The sequence below is a fragment of the Exiguobacterium sp. s21 genome, assembly GCF_018617975.1.
Classification (GTDB): domain Bacteria; phylum Bacillota; class Bacilli; order Exiguobacteriales; family Exiguobacteriaceae; genus Exiguobacterium; species Exiguobacterium mexicanum_A.
Window position 1 is genome coordinate 218,231 of record NZ_JACSLF010000003.1, and the last position, 17,200, is coordinate 235,430.

At 52.4% G+C, this 17,200-nt stretch carries 23 protein-coding genes and 1 pseudogene; 9 read left to right on the top strand and 15 right to left on the bottom strand.

The features are described from left to right. Positions 1-168 precede the first annotated feature (168 nt). Positions 169-1,626, top strand: coding sequence for an aldehyde dehydrogenase family protein (locus KNP06_RS05720; protein WP_214788121.1), 1,458 nt, complete (start codon positions 169-171; stop codon positions 1,624-1,626). Between the two features lie 45 nt (positions 1,627-1,671). Here KNP06_RS05720 and KNP06_RS05725 read toward each other — a convergent pair whose 3' ends face one another. From KNP06_RS05725 to KNP06_RS05740, 4 genes are all read right to left on the bottom strand, one after another. Continuing rightward, entirely contained in the window at positions 1,672-2,010 is a 339-nt protein-coding gene (locus tag KNP06_RS05725; RefSeq protein ID WP_214788123.1) for a zinc ribbon domain-containing protein YjdM, read from the bottom strand. Positions 2,011-2,076: 66 nt separating this feature from the next. Next, entirely contained in the window at positions 2,077-2,589 is a 513-nt protein-coding gene (locus KNP06_RS05730) for a GNAT family N-acetyltransferase (RefSeq protein ID WP_214788125.1), read from the bottom strand. A gap of 113 nt (positions 2,590-2,702) precedes the next feature. Further along, positions 2,703-3,032, bottom strand: coding sequence for a four-helix bundle copper-binding protein (locus KNP06_RS05735; RefSeq protein WP_214788128.1), 330 nt, complete (start codon positions 3,030-3,032; stop codon positions 2,703-2,705). A gap of 83 nt (positions 3,033-3,115) precedes the next feature. Continuing rightward, the gene (locus tag KNP06_RS05740; protein WP_034779656.1) at positions 3,116-3,727 is read right to left on the bottom strand and encodes a serine/threonine protein kinase; all 612 of its coding nucleotides are present in this window, start codon (positions 3,725-3,727) and stop codon (positions 3,116-3,118) included. 153 nt (positions 3,728-3,880) lie between these two features. Between KNP06_RS05740 and KNP06_RS05745 the strand changes: the two genes are divergently transcribed. The 3 genes from KNP06_RS05745 to KNP06_RS05755 all read left to right on the top strand — a co-directional run bounded on the left by KNP06_RS05745 (position 3,881) and on the right by KNP06_RS05755 (position 7,318). Next, the gene (locus KNP06_RS05745; protein ID WP_034779659.1) at positions 3,881-4,777 is read left to right on the top strand and encodes an aldo/keto reductase; all 897 of its coding nucleotides are present in this window, start codon (positions 3,881-3,883) and stop codon (positions 4,775-4,777) included. Positions 4,778-5,064: 287 nt separating this feature from the next. Then, positions 5,065-6,336: a hypothetical protein gene (locus KNP06_RS05750; RefSeq protein WP_353048590.1), complete on the top strand. Its 1,272-nt coding sequence runs from the start codon at positions 5,065-5,067 to the stop codon at positions 6,334-6,336. Positions 6,337-6,460: 124 nt separating this feature from the next. Then, positions 6,461-7,318: a pirin family protein gene (locus KNP06_RS05755; RefSeq protein WP_138858613.1), complete on the top strand. Its 858-nt coding sequence runs from the start codon at positions 6,461-6,463 to the stop codon at positions 7,316-7,318. Positions 7,319-7,342: 24 nt separating this feature from the next. On the opposite strand, the gene KNP06_RS05760 is transcribed toward KNP06_RS05755, so the two are convergent. From KNP06_RS05760 to KNP06_RS05775, 4 genes and pseudogenes are all read right to left on the bottom strand, one after another. Next, positions 7,343-7,645: a hypothetical protein gene (locus KNP06_RS05760; protein ID WP_034779662.1), complete on the bottom strand. Its 303-nt coding sequence runs from the start codon at positions 7,643-7,645 to the stop codon at positions 7,343-7,345. A gap of 168 nt (positions 7,646-7,813) precedes the next feature. Further along, a complete protein-coding gene (locus KNP06_RS05765) occupies positions 7,814-8,275 on the bottom strand; it encodes a GNAT family N-acetyltransferase (RefSeq protein ID WP_214788131.1) in 462 nt (153 codons plus the stop codon). Beyond that, a complete protein-coding gene (locus KNP06_RS05770; RefSeq protein WP_214709174.1) occupies positions 8,275-8,592 on the bottom strand; it encodes a hypothetical protein in 318 nt (105 codons plus the stop codon). The genes KNP06_RS05765 and KNP06_RS05770 overlap by 1 nt, the downstream gene beginning before the upstream one ends. Positions 8,593-8,648: 56 nt before the next feature. After that, a pseudogene (locus KNP06_RS05775) lies at positions 8,649-9,173 on the bottom strand (GrpB family protein). 155 nt (positions 9,174-9,328) lie between these two features. Between KNP06_RS05775 and KNP06_RS05780 the strand changes: the two are divergent. Together KNP06_RS05780 and KNP06_RS05785 are read left to right on the top strand one after the other, a co-directional pair. Then, positions 9,329-9,871, top strand: coding sequence for a TraR/DksA C4-type zinc finger protein (locus KNP06_RS05780; RefSeq protein ID WP_034779670.1), 543 nt, complete (start codon positions 9,329-9,331; stop codon positions 9,869-9,871). Positions 9,872-10,010: 139 nt separating this feature from the next. Continuing rightward, a complete protein-coding gene (locus KNP06_RS05785) occupies positions 10,011-10,478 on the top strand; it encodes a helix-turn-helix transcriptional regulator (protein WP_214709170.1) in 468 nt (155 codons plus the stop codon). 40 nt (positions 10,479-10,518) lie between these two features. Here KNP06_RS05785 and KNP06_RS05790 read toward each other — a convergent pair whose 3' ends face one another. From KNP06_RS05790 to KNP06_RS05800, 3 genes are all read right to left on the bottom strand, one after another. Then, positions 10,519-11,511 (bottom strand): M23 family metallopeptidase, encoded by a 993-nt coding sequence (locus KNP06_RS05790; RefSeq protein ID WP_214788133.1) that lies wholly within the window; start codon positions 11,509-11,511, stop codon positions 10,519-10,521. 181 nt (positions 11,512-11,692) lie between these two features. Next, positions 11,693-11,875, bottom strand: coding sequence for a hypothetical protein (locus KNP06_RS05795; protein WP_214709166.1), 183 nt, complete (start codon positions 11,873-11,875; stop codon positions 11,693-11,695). Further along, positions 11,872-12,672: a GNAT family N-acetyltransferase gene (locus tag KNP06_RS05800; RefSeq protein WP_214788136.1), complete on the bottom strand. Its 801-nt coding sequence runs from the start codon at positions 12,670-12,672 to the stop codon at positions 11,872-11,874. The genes KNP06_RS05795 and KNP06_RS05800 overlap by 4 nt, the downstream gene beginning before the upstream one ends. 70 nt (positions 12,673-12,742) lie before the next feature. Here KNP06_RS05800 and KNP06_RS05805 point away from each other — a divergent pair, with 70 nt between their 5' ends. After that, positions 12,743-13,207 (top strand): GNAT family N-acetyltransferase, encoded by a 465-nt coding sequence (locus tag KNP06_RS05805; RefSeq protein WP_138858605.1) that lies wholly within the window; start codon positions 12,743-12,745, stop codon positions 13,205-13,207. Here KNP06_RS05805 and KNP06_RS05810 read toward each other — a convergent pair. The 4 genes from KNP06_RS05810 to KNP06_RS05825 form a co-directional block, all read right to left on the bottom strand. Continuing rightward, the gene (locus KNP06_RS05810; RefSeq protein WP_214788139.1) at positions 13,188-13,775 is read right to left on the bottom strand and encodes a GNAT family N-acetyltransferase; all 588 of its coding nucleotides are present in this window, start codon (positions 13,773-13,775) and stop codon (positions 13,188-13,190) included. The genes KNP06_RS05805 and KNP06_RS05810 overlap by 20 nt on opposite strands. Before the next feature lie 94 nt (positions 13,776-13,869). Beyond that, complete coding sequence (locus KNP06_RS05815) at positions 13,870-14,472, bottom strand: NUDIX hydrolase (RefSeq protein ID WP_214788142.1); 603 nt, start codon at positions 14,470-14,472, stop codon at positions 13,870-13,872. Next, a complete protein-coding gene (locus KNP06_RS05820; RefSeq protein WP_251131553.1) occupies positions 14,472-15,485 on the bottom strand; it encodes a S66 family peptidase in 1,014 nt (337 codons plus the stop codon). Before KNP06_RS05820 ends, KNP06_RS05815 begins: the two co-directional genes overlap by 1 nt. Positions 15,486-15,551: 66 nt before the next feature. Further along, positions 15,552-15,857 carry a hypothetical protein gene (locus tag KNP06_RS05825; protein WP_214711199.1) on the bottom strand — a complete coding sequence of 102 codons (306 nt, stop codon included), beginning with the start codon at positions 15,855-15,857 and terminating at the stop codon, positions 15,552-15,554. Positions 15,858-16,004: 147 nt separating this feature from the next. Here KNP06_RS05825 and KNP06_RS05830 point away from each other — a divergent pair, with 147 nt between their 5' ends. After that, positions 16,005-16,319, top strand: a complete 315-nt coding sequence (locus KNP06_RS05830; RefSeq protein WP_138858601.1) for a hypothetical protein — start codon at positions 16,005-16,007, stop codon at positions 16,317-16,319. An 85-nt stretch (positions 16,320-16,404) separates the two neighbouring features. Then, on the top strand, positions 16,405-17,190 hold the full coding sequence (locus tag KNP06_RS05835) for an SDR family oxidoreductase (RefSeq protein WP_214788147.1): 786 nt from the start codon (positions 16,405-16,407) through the stop codon (positions 17,188-17,190). Positions 17,191-17,200: the final 10 nt, after the last annotated feature.

Genomic DNA, 17,200 nt, shown 5'->3' on the forward strand with positions numbered 1-17,200 from the left:
CGTGACCTCACTTTCGTTAAACTAACTTGTTATACATAATAGTAATGGAAGGCACTACCAATTGCAACTACTTTGTAAAACAAGTTAGTTGCGCATCGAGAGGTTTATTTTTTCAAATCAGGTGAATACTTCTTAAGGTGAAGCAAAAAGATAAAGGAGTGTTTGAATATGCATACCGATTTTACAAAGATGTACATTGATGGCCAATGGGTCGAAGGGTCAAGCGACAAATCGATCGATAACACCAACCCGTTCACGGACGAGACATTGTTCTCGATTCGTTCGGCCGACGAGTCCGATCTCGACAAGGCTTATGCCGTTGCGAAAGAAGCACAAACCGAATGGGCGACGATGCTGCCACAAAATCGCCGGGCCTTGATTGAGAAGTTCGCCGAAGTGACGTTGCAGCATAAAGATGACATCATCGACTGGCTCGTCAAAGAGTCGGGCAGCACGCGCATCAAAGCAGAAGGCGAATTTTTAGCCTCGATGGCGATCATCAAGGAAGCGGCGACGTTCCCGTTCCGCATGGACGGGCTCATCAAGCCTTCAATCGTCCCGAACAAAGAGAACCGGGTCTATCGGAAACCGCTCGGCGTCATCGGCGTCATCAGTCCATGGAACTTCCCGTTCCACCTCGCGGTCCGCTCAATCGTCTCCGCCCTCTCGACGGGGAATACCGTCGTCGTCAAACCAGCGGCGGCGACACCGGTCACAGGAGGTCTCCTCTTCGCCTCGCTATTTGAAGAAGCGGGTCTTCCGAAAGGCGTCTTGAACATCGTCGTCGGTCGCGGTTCGGAGATTGGGGACGCCATCGTCGAGCACCCGGTGCCAAAACTCATCTCGTTCACCGGTTCGACCGAGGTCGGCAAAGGGATCGCCGAGAAGGCCGGACGCCTGTTGAAAAAGACAGCGCTCGAACTCGGTGGGAATAACGTCTTCGTCGTCTTAGACGACGCCGACATCGACCGTGCCGTGGAATCGGCCGTCTATTCGAAATTCTATCACCAAGGGCAAATCTGTATGTCGACGAACCGAATCCTCGTCGCCGAGTCGATTCACGATGAATTCCTCAAAAAATTCGTTGATCGGGTCCGTGCCTTGAAGTTCGGCAACCCGAACGAATCAGACACACAAGTCGGTCCACTCATCGACCACGACCAAGTCGACCGCATCCTTGATCAAATCAAGCAGACGGTCGACGCTGGTGCGACGCTCCAGGTCGGCGGCAACGCTGACGGGAACGTGCTCGAGCCGACTGTCGTGAGCGGTGTCACGAACGACATGCCGCTCGCGAAAAATGAGATTTTCGGACCGGTCGCCGTCATTCTGTCGTTCAAGGACGACGCCGAGGCGCTGAAACTCTCGAACGAGTTGCCATACGGACTGAGCGGTGCCGTCCACGGTTCGACTTACCGTGCGACCGAGTTCGCCCGCCAAGTCGAGACGGGGATGATTCACGTCAACGACCAATCGGTGAACGACGAGCCGCACTTGCCGTTCGGTGGGGAAAAAGATTCGGGTCTTGGTCGTTTCAACGGCGAGTGGGTGCTCGAGGAGTTCACGACGCTCCAGTGGGTATCCGTCATGCACGAACGCCGGGAATACAAACCATTTTTCTCTTAAACAGAAAAAAGCGTGTTGGTCCGCGAACGGATCAACACGCTTTTTTTAGACTTTCTTCACGAATTCTGATTTGAGCTTCATCGCGCCGAAGCCGTCAATCTTGCAGTCGATGTCATGGTCCCCGTCGACGAGACGGATGCCTTTCACTTTCGTGCCTTGTTTGACGACGAGCGACGTCCCTTTCACCTTCAAATCTTTGATGACCGTGACCGTGTCTCCGTCTTGGAGCACATTTCCGTTCGCATCTTTGATTTGCGCGTCCGCTTCCGCCTCGGCTGTCTCGCTCGGCGACCACTCGTAGGCGCATTCCGGACAGACGAGCAAGCTCCCGTCCTCATACACATAAGTCGACTGACATTTTGGGCAATTCGGTAGTTCCGTCATACTGATTCCTCCATTCGATACACTGTTCCCAGTATACCGCAATTTTAGAAGTTCGACAGCTAGCGGTCAGCCTTCTTGCGGAGTCTCGGGGCCTTTCAAATCAAGCTGATAAAACGATAAGTCCAGCCATTTGCCAAACTTGTAGCCGGCTTTTTTTATCGTGCCTGAATGGACGAACCCTAATTTTTCATGTGCTTTGACGCTCGCGACATTGGCGGCATCGATCCCACCAATCATCGTCTTCACTTCCCGTTCTTCACCGATGCGGATGATTTCACGGAGCAATTTATTCCCGATCCCTTTCCCCCGATAGCCGGGATGCACGTACACCGAGTGCTCGACCGTATACTGATAGGCCGGCCATGGTCGGAACGGGCCGAACGTGGCAAAGCCCATGACGACATCGCCTTCCTCCCAAACGATGATCGGGAGCCCGGACGCTTTTTTGTCTTCGTACCAAGCGACGCGATTTTGAAGCGTCACCGGCTCGTAATGGTAAACAGCTGTACTGTTGACGATTGCGTCATTGTAAATATGTAAAACGGCTTGAAGGTCGTCTCGACGGCAGTTGCGAATCATGAGGACACCATACTTTCTATAAGTTTTCTTTATTATACTTATCTCAATTTCAAAATACACGTAACGATTTGCTGCCACAAAAAAAGTCAGCCGTTGCGACTGACTTTTTTACCTTAGGCTGCCAAACGGTCACACATCGATGCGCACTCGAAACAGACGCGCGCACATTCCTGACAATGTTCGTGCTTATGTTTCTCACACTCTTGGGCACACGCCTTACAGATGACCGCACAAGCCCGGGCCAGTTCCGGTACGAACGCCGAATCCCGTGTCATCGCCTCAGCGAGGAATGAACAGATTGCAGCGCACTCACGATCGAGTCGGATACAGTCGACCATCATCTTCACGTCATGTTCCTCGAGACAAGATTCAAGACAGTAATTGCACGTCTCCACGCAATCGTGCAACGTTTCCAGTTCGTTCGCATAAATTCGATGAGCCATGTATTCGTCCTCCTTTTGAATGACTACACAACGACAATACGTTACTGTTGTTCCCTAATCTTCAAAAGAAAAACGCCCGTCGCCTAACGTCTCGGGTCGTTCACGAATGTACGATATAGGTAGGCGACACCGTTCAACCAGCGCTCCGAATACCGCTTCGGCATGAAACGGAGGCGATAGAGCCGATACATCCGCTTCAAATCTTCCCATTGGTGATCGACTTGTTGCCCTTGTCGGAATCGCGCCAAGTCAATCAAATAGAGTCGGCCGTCCGGCGTGAGGATGAGGTTGCGCAAATGGACATCGGACGGGGTCAAGCCGAGTCGCCGGGCCGCTATGAGCGCCTCATCGACTTGCTTGATGTACGCGGGGTCGATCCAAATGCCTTCAATCAAACATTCAAACAGTGTCTTCCCTTCGATATAGTCGATGACGATATAGTTCGGACCCGCTTCGTACAGACCCGGGAATTGTGGCAATCCCTCGAGCTTCCGATAGATCACGGCTTCCTCGGCCGCGATGTGCGTATAGCCAGGGAAAAACACTTTAATGACGAGTCGTGTAGATTTTATGCGGAACACGGCAGCACTGCGCCCGATCCCGTGCAGTTCGAGGTCAGGATGATAGGCGGTCACACGCGTGTCTTGCCCGTGTCGCTCAAACGTGACGCCCGCATATTGTTCATAATGATTCATAGAGCACTCCTCTTTTTCGATTCATCTCTTTCCTATCATAACTGAAATCACTTTCATTTGACTCGGTCCGCGTCCGTCCGATACGCCCAATAAGTGACGCATCCCCCGACTATCTCTATAATGAAAGCGACAGACAATGAGGAGGAATCAATCATGCAACGTATCGAACTGACAGAAGACTTATCATTCTCACGGATCATCCACGGCATGTGGCGTCTCGCTGAATGGGATATGAGCCCGCAGGAACGTCTCACGTTCATCGAGCAATGTATCGAACTCGGAATCACGACGTTCGACCACGCCGATATATACGGCGGCTATACATGTGAAGGACTATTCGGGGAAGCACTTCGCCTCAATCCTTCACTTCGCGATCAAATCGAGATCGTGACGAAGACTGGCATTAAACTGACAGGTTCTTTCAACCCAGGCCAAACAATCAATCATTATGATACGACGAAAGAGCATATCATCCGTCAAGCCGAGCGTTCACTCAAAGAGCTCGCCATTGACCAGATTGACACGCTGTTGATCCATCGTCCCGATCCGCTTATGGACCCGGACGAAGTCGCTGAGGCATTCATTACGTTACAACGCAGTGGAAAAGTCCGGACGTTCGGTGTCTCGAACCACGTACCGGCAACCCAACAGTTGCTCCAGTCACGCTTACCGTTCCAACTCGTGACGAATCAGCTCGAACTTTCACCGATGCAACTGAAACACTTCGAAGATGGTTCTGTCGACCTATGCCACGAGAAGCGGATGCCGCTCATGGCGTGGAGCCCGCTCGCCGGCGGTCAACTATTCACCGAGTCACAGTATGCGCCGCTTCGCGAGAAACTCGAAGACATCAGTGACCGCCACGAAGCGAGCGGTATCGATGCAGTCGTTTACGCATGGCTTTTGAAACACCCTGCCAAGATCATGCCGATCGTCGGATCTGGGAAAATTGACCGAGTCAAGACCGCCGTCGGCGCGCTCGATATCGAGCTCACCCGTGAAGAATGGTTCGAAATTTTGAAGGCAGCTCGCGGCCGCGACGTCGATTGAAGGTAAAAATAAACAAATAAACCCTGATTGGTTCCATCCTTGATTTTTTAAATAGTTTCATCATTTTCAAGAACGTGGCCATTCAACGGTTCATTCGTCAAAAATCGACATGTTCACAAGAGTGAAATTCCATTTCATATCCATAAGTGTAAAACAAGCCCGCTCAGTTCAAGTTGAGCGGGTTTTTTGATTTTTTTTTAAAAAAACACATTAATTTTCTTAAGACTAAAGTCACAAAAAAATGGTGCTAAAATGATGAAAGTTAATCATCAAAGGAGTGCACCCCCGTGAAAAAGTACTTGATTCTTTGTACGCTCGCCATGTTGTTCGTCCTTTTTGGATGTGAAGAAGAACATGCCTTTCGTTTACATACAGCTCCAGAGTACTATCAAGGTCGCGCTACCCTGCCATCAGGACAACAAATCGAGATGACCGAGTCCGATCGGACGAACGTCCTCGATGCTTGTTATCCAGAGGACGCGCTATCCCGTATTCCTGACGGAGAACGTCACTTGATCGGGACGGTCACATTGACCCAACCGCTGATCACGACATCCTCGACCGATGTCTTTCCGACCGCCACTTTTTTTGAAGTGGACAATCAAGCCTACGTTCAATGCCAAGCCGAGACGATCACGTACATGAAACAAATCGACACATTGCCGAACAGTCTCATTGCGTATCGTGACCACGCTGTTCCGTCTTCAGCGACGTCAAAACTGCGAAACGCCCAACCGCACGAACGGATCCATTTCACAGAGGAAATGACTAAACCCGTCGGCAACGAGCCATATCCGAAACGGAGCGGGCTCGAGCAGACGCTCGTTCACGTGACGATGCCGTTCAATGGCTCTTTCGAATTCACGTTCGAATCCCCGGAAACATATGAGACGGTCACGTTGCCGATTAACGAAGCATCGCGCCAACCTTTCCTCTCCCTCGCCTTAGGTACCGAGGTGTCTCAAGATACAAAACAATACGGGCTTCATTTGTCATCTGATCAAACCTTATATGGGGATGTGCTTCGACCGAAAGACGCGAGGTTCGACCGCATGCTTGGCGCTCGTCAAGCGAGCACGCTCCCGACGACACTCATCCCGAATGAGCGCTATCCTTTGTTCAGCTTTTCATTCATCCGTGACGGGAAACCGCATAAACAAGTCGTCTCAATCACCTATCGAGAAGAAACGTTGCTTCGCGGCGATCGGTTGAAAACGAAGATGCGCCAACAATTTGCCCACCGCCGGCATGTCGTGACACATGACTTGGCGCTGCTCGGAACGGAATCCAAGGACGCATCGTTCTTGCATCACGCCAATGCCGAGGCCGTCCAATTCGTGTTCCAAGCGATCGATCGTTCGAAAGCTGTCGCCACGGCCGGGACCCCGGCCCCGACTCCCTATTTGACCGTTTTCGAGGGTATTTGTGCGCAGACGTTCGATATCAGCTATAACGGAGACGATGTCTTTTTGACGAATACGTTGACAGGGTCACACTTCAAACTGCTCCGCGCCGATGCCGAACGTTGGCACGACTTATTCAATAAGCAACAGGGCTAACCCCTTTCCTAAAGACAGACCGGTATGAACCGGTCTGTCTTTGCACGTTTTCTAGGCAAAATCAGAAAGCATCCATTGGTCGCTATGCGACAATGACAGCAAACGATGCAAAGGAGAGAATTTGATGACGAAACGATTCGAGCGCGACGTCGCCACACATTGGCCCGTCGCTTATAAGCAACCTGGATATCCACACGTACAACAAGGTTGGGTCTTGCCCCCTGAGCGAAAAAACGAGTTCGACCCGTTCATCTTGATGGCCGAGGACTGGTTCAAACGCGGCACGTTCTCGGACCACCCGCATCGCGGTTTCCAAACGATCACCTACGTCATTGACGGGCGACTCGAACATATCGACAACCATGGCGGCCATTCGATTTTAGATGCCGGAGACGTCCAGTACATGAACGCGGGCTGGGCGGCCCGACACGCCGAGGAGGCCGTCGACGACGACTTGATTCATACGCTGCAACTGTGGCTCAATTTACCGAAAGCGCTCAAAACGACGACGACGTCTTATCAAAACGTGTACGTCGAAGACGCCCCGGTCGTGCCAATCGACGGTGGACAAGTCCGTGTCTATTCGGGTGAGGTCGGCGGTGCGACAGGCCCGATGGACAGCCTTGTCCCGATCACAATGAGTGAAGTCAGCTTAAAGGAAGGTGAAGTCTATGAGCACGTCATCCCCGTGAATCATAACGCCTTCGTCTATATGCTCGCCGGTTCGGTCGAACTCGGGACGTCCGCGACACCGCTCGAGAAGACGCACGTAGCGACGCTCACGTTCGACGAGACGGCCGAGGGTGAGAGCGGACTCCGCATAAAAGCAACGTCACGCACGAAACTGCTTGTCTATTCAGGCAAACCGATTCGAGAAGACTATATCGCTCACGGCCCGTTCGTCATGAACACCGAGGATGAGATTCGCCAAGCGTTCCGCGACTATCACGCCGGTGTGTTCGGTCCCCCGGCCGTCAAATAAAATAAGCCGCGCCTGAGGCGCGGCTTATTGTTTGTCCGGCATGAGCACCGTCTGTTGTGTCGGAACCCGACCAATCGGGACGGTCCGCTCGACGAGGACGTAGCGTTTCCCGTCCACTTCAAACTTCCGGTCGCCGAGATAATGGGCCGACTTCCCGTCCTCATACAGTTTCGTCAGGATTGCCGGCACATACTCATTCAAATTCGTATAATGCTCGTCTAGCGTCATGACGATGTTGCCTTTGCCATAACCCAACCATTGGTTCGACATGAATAACATGAGCGAAATCGTCCCGATGACACCGATGACTAAAATGACTGTCTCCATCAAATCCTCCTCATTCCACTTTCAAAAATTGCGCATCATAGCGGCGCGCCAAGACGAGATGCCCGTCGTGCGGACAAGCCAGATGTTCACACCCAACACGACCATGACAGACTAAACGTCAACACGATGAACAAGGTGATCCGCCGGGCCATGGCCGGTCTCTCCGTTCTACAGCTGCTTTACGACGACTTGACGTTTCGGTCGGAATCCGACCTGTTCATAAAAAGCCGCAGCCGCTTCGTTCAACGACCAATAATCCAGTTCGATTGAGGGAACTCCGTGCGCGATGGCATAGCGTTCCACTTCTTCCATAACCAAACGTCCATACCCTTTTCGCTTCGCTTCCGGGTTAATACTGATTTGATGCACGTACAGCGTGCGCACTGCTTGCCGAAATGCGTTCGCCTCACTTACCCGCTCTTGAAAACAGACGTAGCCAACTGTGTCCCCGTCGACCTCTGCCGTGAAGAAATGATAATCGTTTCGCGCCATCATCTCCGAAAACGCCGCTTCCATCGCCGCGTGATCGTAAGATGCAAAGAAGGACGGCGCCAACTGAAGATGATGTTCATGGATGGGACGATTCAACGTCGCAATCAAGCTCGCATCGTCGGTTCGTCTCAACTGCATCATAACGGCCCCGATCCCTCGTTCCCATAATCTCGTGTCTCAGTGACCCCGTGCGGTTTTTCATAGCCGCGCAACGTGTGGTTCGAACTGACCGTCTCTCTTCCGCTCAAACGGCGCTGAATGGGACGGGCCAGCCAATAACCTACGAATAGCGAGGCCGGAAAGAGGATAAACGCGGTGCCGAGAAAGACATAGAAATAAGACTCCTCGGCTGTTAAGACGAAGTGACTGACTCCGTAACGCAGTCCGAAAAACAAACCAACGAACACGACGGCGACGAACGCGTACTCGATACACTTGCCAAGAAATTGTTTCATTCCGTTCCCCCCTTAAAATAATTACCATTCTTTACGAGGGGAAATGGAAAAAGGTTTCAAATTTGTTTTCTGGATCCATACCATATTGTAGCCGCCCGCTCCGTCGCCGATACCCAGTCTTGTTTCCCTTGGATGTAACTTTCGATATCGTCCGGATGTTGGCTCGCCAACTGCTGCTTGAGCGACGCGTACTCGTCCCGCACGTCCGGGAATGTGACCAAGTAGTCACGAAAGGCGAGATGCCGGATGACGCCGTCATCCCCGTCCTCGAACATGTGGACGTGGAAAGTCCGAACCTCCTCGCCTTTCGCAAAGAAACGGCGTCTCGGGATGCCGTGTTCACCAAAACTCCGATAACCGAGCGCTTCCATATGACCGACCCAGTCGTCGATTCGCTCGATTTACCGAACGACCGGCATGATATCGATAATCGGCTTCGCGTCGAGCCCGGGGACCGACGTACTACCAATGTGATGAATCGCGACGAGTTCGTCTTCGAACAATCGCTGGAGCTTGGCCGCCTCTTCTTCGAATTTCGTCGCCCATATCGGGTCATATGGGATGACTTCTACTTTTCTCATCGTCCTAATTCCTCCTTCGGCTAATTCGTTCCTTCTCTGTCATCATACCCGTTTTCCGAATCGTTTAGAAACGGACCCCGCCGACGGGAAGGTTTGTCACGACTCAAAATGGGAAATGCTAATACTAATGAAAACAGAACTGGAGAGTGAACCGTATGTTGACACAGAAGCAGATCGATACGTTCAAGGAGCGTCTATTAAAAGAAAAAGCGAAGACCGAAGGATATATGGAAAATCGGGAAGAGGTATATGACGAAGGGGAACTGTCGCACTATGATAATCACCCGGCCGATTCCGGGGAAGAGCTCTTTTTGCGTGAACGTGACCAAGCGCTCACGGAACTCGATGAAGATTTTTTGAGCGATGTGGACAAGGCACTGCTCGCCATCGAGAAAGGCACGTATGGAAAGTGTGAGGTGTGCGGGGAAGACATCGAGTTGGACCGCCTAGAGGTAATCCCGGAAGCGACACTCTGCATCAAGCATGCGCGTGAACAAGAAGAAGACGAGCATCAGACCGACCGTGAACGCCCGGTCGAAGAAGACGTGCTCAACCCGTCCGAGACAGCCGCCCGCAAACAGCTCGATGGGACGGACGAGCCTGGCCAAAGCACCGACGCGTTCAGCCAAGTCGAGGATTTCGGGAGTTCGGATACGATTGCTGATAGCGAAGGCAATCACGACCCGACACGAGAATAACGTAGGCCATTGCGTGAGCGGAAGGAGTCCATCTCCTTCCGCTTTTTCATGACCATAAACAGCTGTTTTCCCCATCCTATATCTTCCCTGTTTTCAAGCCACATGATACGATGTGTAAAAATACATCTTAGGAGAATTTATGCATACAAAAGAAACGTTTTCTGAGCTGATTTCCAGCAAACTCAAACTGATTCGGACGGAACAAGGATTATCCCAAGAAGAACTCTGTACGCTCGTCGGTATCTCAAAAAAGACATTGATTCAAATCGAGAAGCGACGCCTGAACGCGAACTGGACGACGACCGTCGCCATCTGCGCCTTGTTCAATCAAAGCTCTTATCTCCATTCGTTGATTGGGGATCAACCGATCGAGTTCATTCGCCTCGTCGCGCATACCGATCCAACGTTGGCGACGAAGACGTTGGGCGGACACGTCTGGTGGACGACGATCGAGCACCAAGGGAAATATCGAATTCAACAGAATATGGTCAGTCAACATTACCGGATTCTCGACCACGACGACTTCCGCTGGTTCAGCACGTTCGACCGCGACGAGGCGTTTCAAAAGCTGTTCGAACTGCGAACGACACATGATGAGCAGGCTTGAAGAAATGACACAAAAAATGACGCAACGAAATTTCGTTGCGTCAATAAGTAGCTTTAATGGGCGTCGCGCCACCGAGTACTTCGGCGACGTCCATCGGGTTGACCGTGTTTCCGGCCGAACTGGATGAATAGGCATATTCGCCTTTATGCACTTCGAAATGGAGGTGAGGACCTGACGAGTTGCCGGTGTTGCCGATTTGGCCGATGGCTTCGCCTTGAAGCAACGCCTGTCCTTTTTTCACTTCGATTTTATGCATGTGCGCGTAGACCGTGGTCCATTTCTGACCATCGATTTCGTGCTCGATGAAGACGTGCTTGCCGTAAGGACCACCTGACTTGACGTCGGTGACCGTTCCGGCCGCGGCCGCGTAAATCGGTGTGCCGACGTTCGCGGCGATATCGAGTCCGTTATGGAACGTGTACCCGAACTGTCCGCTCGCAGCGCCATAGCCTTGTGACAGACGACCGGTCGCCGGCATCATGAACTTCTCAGGCGCCAACGCTGCCATTTGTCGTTTCAAATCTTTCAACTCGGCGGCCCGATGTTTCAATTGCTTGTAGGCGGCTGAATGGGTCGAGCGGGCCTTCTTGTGCTCTGCGCCCACTTTGGCTTGTTCGTTCTCTAATTTTTCTAACGACTGAGTCGTCGCCGCTTGTTTCTCTTTCAAGTCAGCCTCGGTCTTTTCAGATGCCGCCGCTTCCGCTTTCGCGCTCGGAAGAACAGTCGATAGCACTTGTTTGAACAGGGATGGATCATCCGTCTCGGGATTCAGCGCCGTCTCGTATGACGCGAGTTGCGCGTTGGCACGATCAATCTTCTTTTGAATCGCGTTCTTTTTTGCTTCAACCGCTTCAGCGCGGCGTTTGGCTTTCGCGACCGATTGTTTCGAGGTATGAAGCCGCTGTTCGGTCTGTTGAAGCGATTTCGTCGCCTTGACGAGGTCTTGCGGGGTAAGTTGATCCGCCGATACGGCTGAAGTCCCTGAAAAAATCAGGACGCCTGTACCGACGGTTACGAGTAGTTGTTTCCACATATATTGATAAAAACCTCCAAATAGGATGATTCGCTAGCTATATAAAAAGCTACAAGTGCGAATATAGCATCCATGTTTGAAAAGTTCAATATATGAAGCATTTCATTTATATGTCGAACATGTCAAAACGATGAGTCGACCCTCCACAAACTTCACTCAAACTTCATACGTCCTATCGCGGTCATCGCTTTCGTTTCAATACGATTATGACAATACCGAGGGCGGCGCAGACGGTCAAGGCCGGGCCACCGATTAAAAAGAACCGGGTGCTGGCTGACGACAAGTTCGTCGTCAGTCCGAGGATTGTGAACAAATTCCCGACAATCAGCAGCACCATCAGGACGGGCAAGAAACGATGCATCACACGATACCTCCCGGTTTGACCATCTCGAATTGAGCGATTTCATCCTGCATGAATCCGAGTCGGCGGGTTGCCTCGATCAAGGCCGGACGATCCGAAGTGAGCGTCAGTTTAATCGGACCGGCCGCTGCTGCCGCTCGCAACAACCATTCCGCATCTTCATCCCGACCAAACACATCAAGGAGCAAATCGCCTCGAAAAAGGAGGGCTCCTGTCGTCTCGCCCTCACGGACTCGCACAAGCTCAGCCTGTTGTTGGGTCGTACGAACGTCGACTTGCCAAATCGGTCGGTGGATTGCAGACGGATAATACGTCTCGAATAGCTCGGTGATCGGTTCCGGTTCGAGCGACGCCTCCGTCTCGGTCGGTACAGATTGGAAGTACATAATTTCTCGAACTGTTTCATAGCCGAGCCGTTCATAAAGCGTGAGTGCTGGTTCGTTCCCTTGGATGACTTCAAGCAGGCGTGTGCCCATCGCTTGTTCATCGAAGCGGCGCATCAACTCGTTCGCGATGCCGAGGTGTCGATAGCCAGGGGCGACCGCCAAACCACCGCAACGAGTGACCCACTCCGAATCCAGGTGCGCCACGCCGCTCAATATGACGGCAACAGGACGATCGTCCGCATAGGCGACGACGGAACGGGATGGCTGGTTTTGATCGCGGACGAGAAACACCGCCTCAAATCGAGCCTCATCCATGTCAAAGTGAATCATATAATCAGAAAAACCGTCCATGAAGGCATGGTATAAATCCGCGAACGGTGGATTTTGGACATAAGAAATGATTGGTCTCGCCATCGTGCTCAGTTCCTTTCGAGTTAGAGTTCAGTATACTAGAAGAGTCAACTTACACCGAGGAGGAATCCGGATGTCAATCAAACTCGAACCACTCCGTGACGCCCATTGGCCTGTCTTGGAGACATTTTCCCTACCGCTCGACCAAGAGAAATATACGACGCTCCCAACAGATCTCGATTCGCAGTTGCCAGACGGGGTGTACCCTGTCGTCATCACGACCGATGAGCCCGTTGGCTTCTTTCTGCTCCACGACACGGAACGGGTCGCCTCTTACACGGAGGTGCGAGATGCGTTATTGCTCTCGATGTTTTCCATCAATCATCCGGCTCAAGGAAACGGCCACGCCAAAGCGGCGCTCCGTCTCTTGCCGAGTTATGTCCGGGAGCACTTCACCGATAAACACGAGGTCGTCCTGTCAGTCAATCTCAAAAATGAGCCGGCCTTCTCGCTCTATCAAACTGTCGGCTTTGTCGACACCGGCCGCTTGATCGACGGACCGGTCGGACCCCAACGCATCATGTCGCTGCAGGTATAAGTTCGCCGGGTAAGATGCTGTAGACGGCTGTGTCCGTCAAGCGTTTTCCGTCAGCGGACAAGTCCTCGTTTCGGAGCGTGCCTTCCAACTGAAAGCCGAGCCGTTCCGGAATCATTCGACTTCCTTCATTGGTCGACTCGCATTGGATTTCAATCCGCTGGAAGCTGAAGTGGGCGAATCCGAAACGGACGATCGCCTCGACCGCCTCGCTCATATAACCGTGGCCGGTGTGTTCCGTGTGAAGCCAATAGCCGACTGCAGCCTTCCGTACGTCCCAGTCAATCCCAAACAGGCTGACCGTCCCGACGAACGGCCCCGTCTCCCGTAAAAAGATGAGATACCGAAAACTCTCACCTGTTACATAGAGTTCCTGTGCCCGCTTCAAGTTTTCTTCCGTCTCGGATAACGTCGGCACTTCTTGCGCGAACGGAAGCCAGCGCTTCAGTTCATCATGCGACTCCCGAATCGCCTCGTTGACGATACGGGCATCTTCTGCGGCGCGAGGTGCCCGCAAGTATAACCGTCCGGTCTCAATCTGGAGCGGTGTATCTGTACGTTCAACGTTCATCTCGTCATTCCCCCCTCTTCACTTGCGAAAACACCAAACCAAAAGACTACCTAAACCGAGCACGAGCAATACGTTCAGCAGTTGCCAAATAAAATCAATCATGAGACCCGCCTCGATTGCTTGAAGTCAACTCTTCAAGGCCTGTCAAAACTTGCTCCCAGTAGCTTGTCGGATGGGGCACGAGATCTTGCTTCGTCACGGTCCGTGTCTCCCCTGAGATTGCCGAGATCGACTCAACCTCCGCATGCTTGCCGGCCAAGAGCGACCGGAACGCCGCAAAATCGACCGTGACGACATCGCCCACTTCCATCTCATCTAATGTAAACGGTTCTCCCGCGTACGCGTAGACATATGTATGGGAGAACTCTCGATCCAAAAATGTCCCTGTCTCGATCACGTCTTCGAAGACGCCGAGCGGAGTCAGTTGATCGAACGTCAGGTCGAGCCCGAGCTCTTCATGAATCTCCCGCACCCCGTCCCGAACGGTCTCTCCGGCCGCCAAATGCCCGGCTGCCGTGATATCGAACAATCCGGGAAAATCTGTCTTCCGTTCGCTTCGAAGTTGCAGGAAGAGACGGTCGTGGGCTGTCATCCAACAATGGAACGTCTCATGCCAGTCCCCGTCCCTGTGCACATCGGCGCGTGACTTCAACCCGACTTTCTTCCGCCGGTGGTCTACGACCGTGATGAATTCCATTATCGCGTCACTCCATCCTCTAAAAATGTGATTGTCCCTGACGTCGCATCGAGTTCGACATCGATGCCGATGGGGAACACGTGTGACGGAAACGTATGCCCGATATCAACGTTCGTCAAAATCGGGAAGTCGACGTCTCCGAGCACTTCGAGCAACAGCTCCTCAAACGTGAACGGTGCGCCGGCCGCATCGAAATGTTCATGTTTCCCGATGATGAGTCCATTGATTTGATTGAACACTCCGGCCAGTTTGAGCATACTGAGGGAACGTTCCTCGTCTGCCATCGTCTTGAACGAGTCTTCTAAAAACAGGATGGACCCGTCCATGTCTGGGAAATAGTCCGACTTCAAGAAGCCGGTCATCGTGTTCATGTTCCCACCAATCAACTTGCCACGAGCCTGACCTTCTCGGAGAGTGAGCCAGCCATCATTCGGCCGGAAATTTTTCTCCCGGTCCTGCGTCGACCAATCGATCATCTCCTCGGTCCACTCTCCGGGAACGTCGAGTGAGTAAGGCGCCGTCCGCTCCAAACAGAGTACCTCTCGCACGTAGCGCTCCCCGTCCGCAAACATCGTCTCGTATTCCCCGAACGACGGGACGATGGTTGGACCATAGAACGTCGTCACACCTGTCTTTGTATAGCAGGCGAGGAGGAGTGCTGTGACATCGCTATACCCCATGATGATTTTCGGATGGTGTCGCAACGCCTCGTAATCGATATACGGTAAGAGCGAGTTCGAGTTCGTCCCCCCGATGGTGCTAATGATTGCTTTCACGTCGCGGTCGCGCAGCAACTCATTGAACTCCTCGGCTCGTTCGCGGATCGAGGCCGAACGGTATCCTTCTGAACGGTGCGTGCACCGTCCCTCTCGAACGAGAAAACCCATCCGCTTGAGCTGTTCAATTCCTCGCGCATACCGTTCCGGAAACCGGACCGGTGCCGGAAACGACGGCGTGATGATTCCAATCGTGTCCCCCGCCCGTAACGTCGGCGGTTGTTTACTTGTCCCCAACCTCATCGCTCCCTCATGTTTGTTTCATTCACTGTACGGGTTCCAAGAGTCGGCTGACAACCTATCCTAAAACAAATCAGGGTCTTCCGAGAGTGTCCGTACCTTTCGAATTTTCTGCGGACGGCCCATCCAACCGAGCACAAGAAAGAAGAATCCGCCCGCAACAATACAAAATAATCCGACCAATCCCGCGATGATGCCATGGAACCCAAAGCGTTCCCCGCTCAAGACAAGAAGGAAAGGGAAGCAGGTGAACGCGACACCTAACATGATCAGTCCGCCCCATATGCGTCGCCGTGGGAACCCGATTGTCCACCATCCGAACGCCACCAATTCTAAAATGATTAAACCGACCAGCCCGACTAGCACCATCGTCAGCACCTCCACTCATCAAATTGTCTTGTTATATTCCGCAACATTGATTCAAATTCCTGTCAAAAGAATCCTGTACAATTCCTGTAATACGGGTAAATAACTAATAGAAACCATCGTACCGGAATACCGCAGAGGAGGAACGTCATGAGGACACGACTCATCTTTGCCCTCGCGTTTATCGGTCTTTGTTTAGTGGCGGTGTATTGGATTAGTACGTGGGACGACCATCAAATCGAAGGACGGATTGAGCAAATCGATATCCCCCAAATGATGATTGGTCCAAGTGACGTCTCGGGCAATGAAGTCAAGTTGTATACGATTTTAATCAATGATCAGACCGAAGTGACCGGGGGTGCGAACGACGTGCAAGAACTTCGGGTCGGTCAAGTCGTCACGGTGGAGCTCGACCGTGACGCCAAACTCAAAATTGCCGTGTCAATCCATGTAACGCCGGATTAAGCGACACGGCTTTTTTTCAGAAAACGAGCATAGTTTTTAGGGAACGGTGGAATATGAGAACAGGAAGCTGAAAGGAGCGAATTGAATGATTTCAAATACATTGTTGTCGGGGAAAGTCGCATTCATCACAGGCGCGGCATCCGGAATCGGGCGCGCCGCCGTCATCCGGTTCGTCCAAGCGGGGGCAAAAGTCGCCATCGTCGACTTAAAATTGGAGGATGCCCAGCAACTCGCGAGCCTGATCGGAGAAGAACGAGCCATCGGCATCAGTGCCGACGTCGGGAAGGAAGACGAGATGAAACGAGCGTATGAACAGACCGTCGAACGTTTCGGTCACGTCGATATCGTCTTCGCGAACGCGGGTCGTAACGGGACGATCACGCCAATCGAGCATTTGTCGCTCGAGGATTGGAACGGTGTCGTCGAGACGAACTTAACGGGCACGTTCTTGACGGTGAAACATGCCATCCCGTACTTAAAGGAACGAGGCGGCAGCATCATCATCACGTCATCCATCAACGGGAACCGTTATTTCAAAAACTTCGGGTTCAGCGGCTATGCGACGACAAAAGCCGGACAGACCGGATTCGCCAAAATGGCTGCAGCCGAGCTCGCCCAGTTCGGCATTCGCGTCAACTCGATTTGTCCCGGCGCCATCGATACGAACATCGATGACTCGACGAACCGAGACGACGCCTTGCTTGAGGAAGTCGTCATCCCGATTGAGTACCCGGAAGGGAATCAGCCGCTCGCCGGCAAGTCAGGCACGGCCAAACAAGTCGCGGACGTCGTGTTGTTCTTCGCGAGCAACATGTCGAGCCACGTCACCGGTTCCGAGGTGTACGTCGACGGCGCCGAATCTTTGCTTTAACGACAACAGG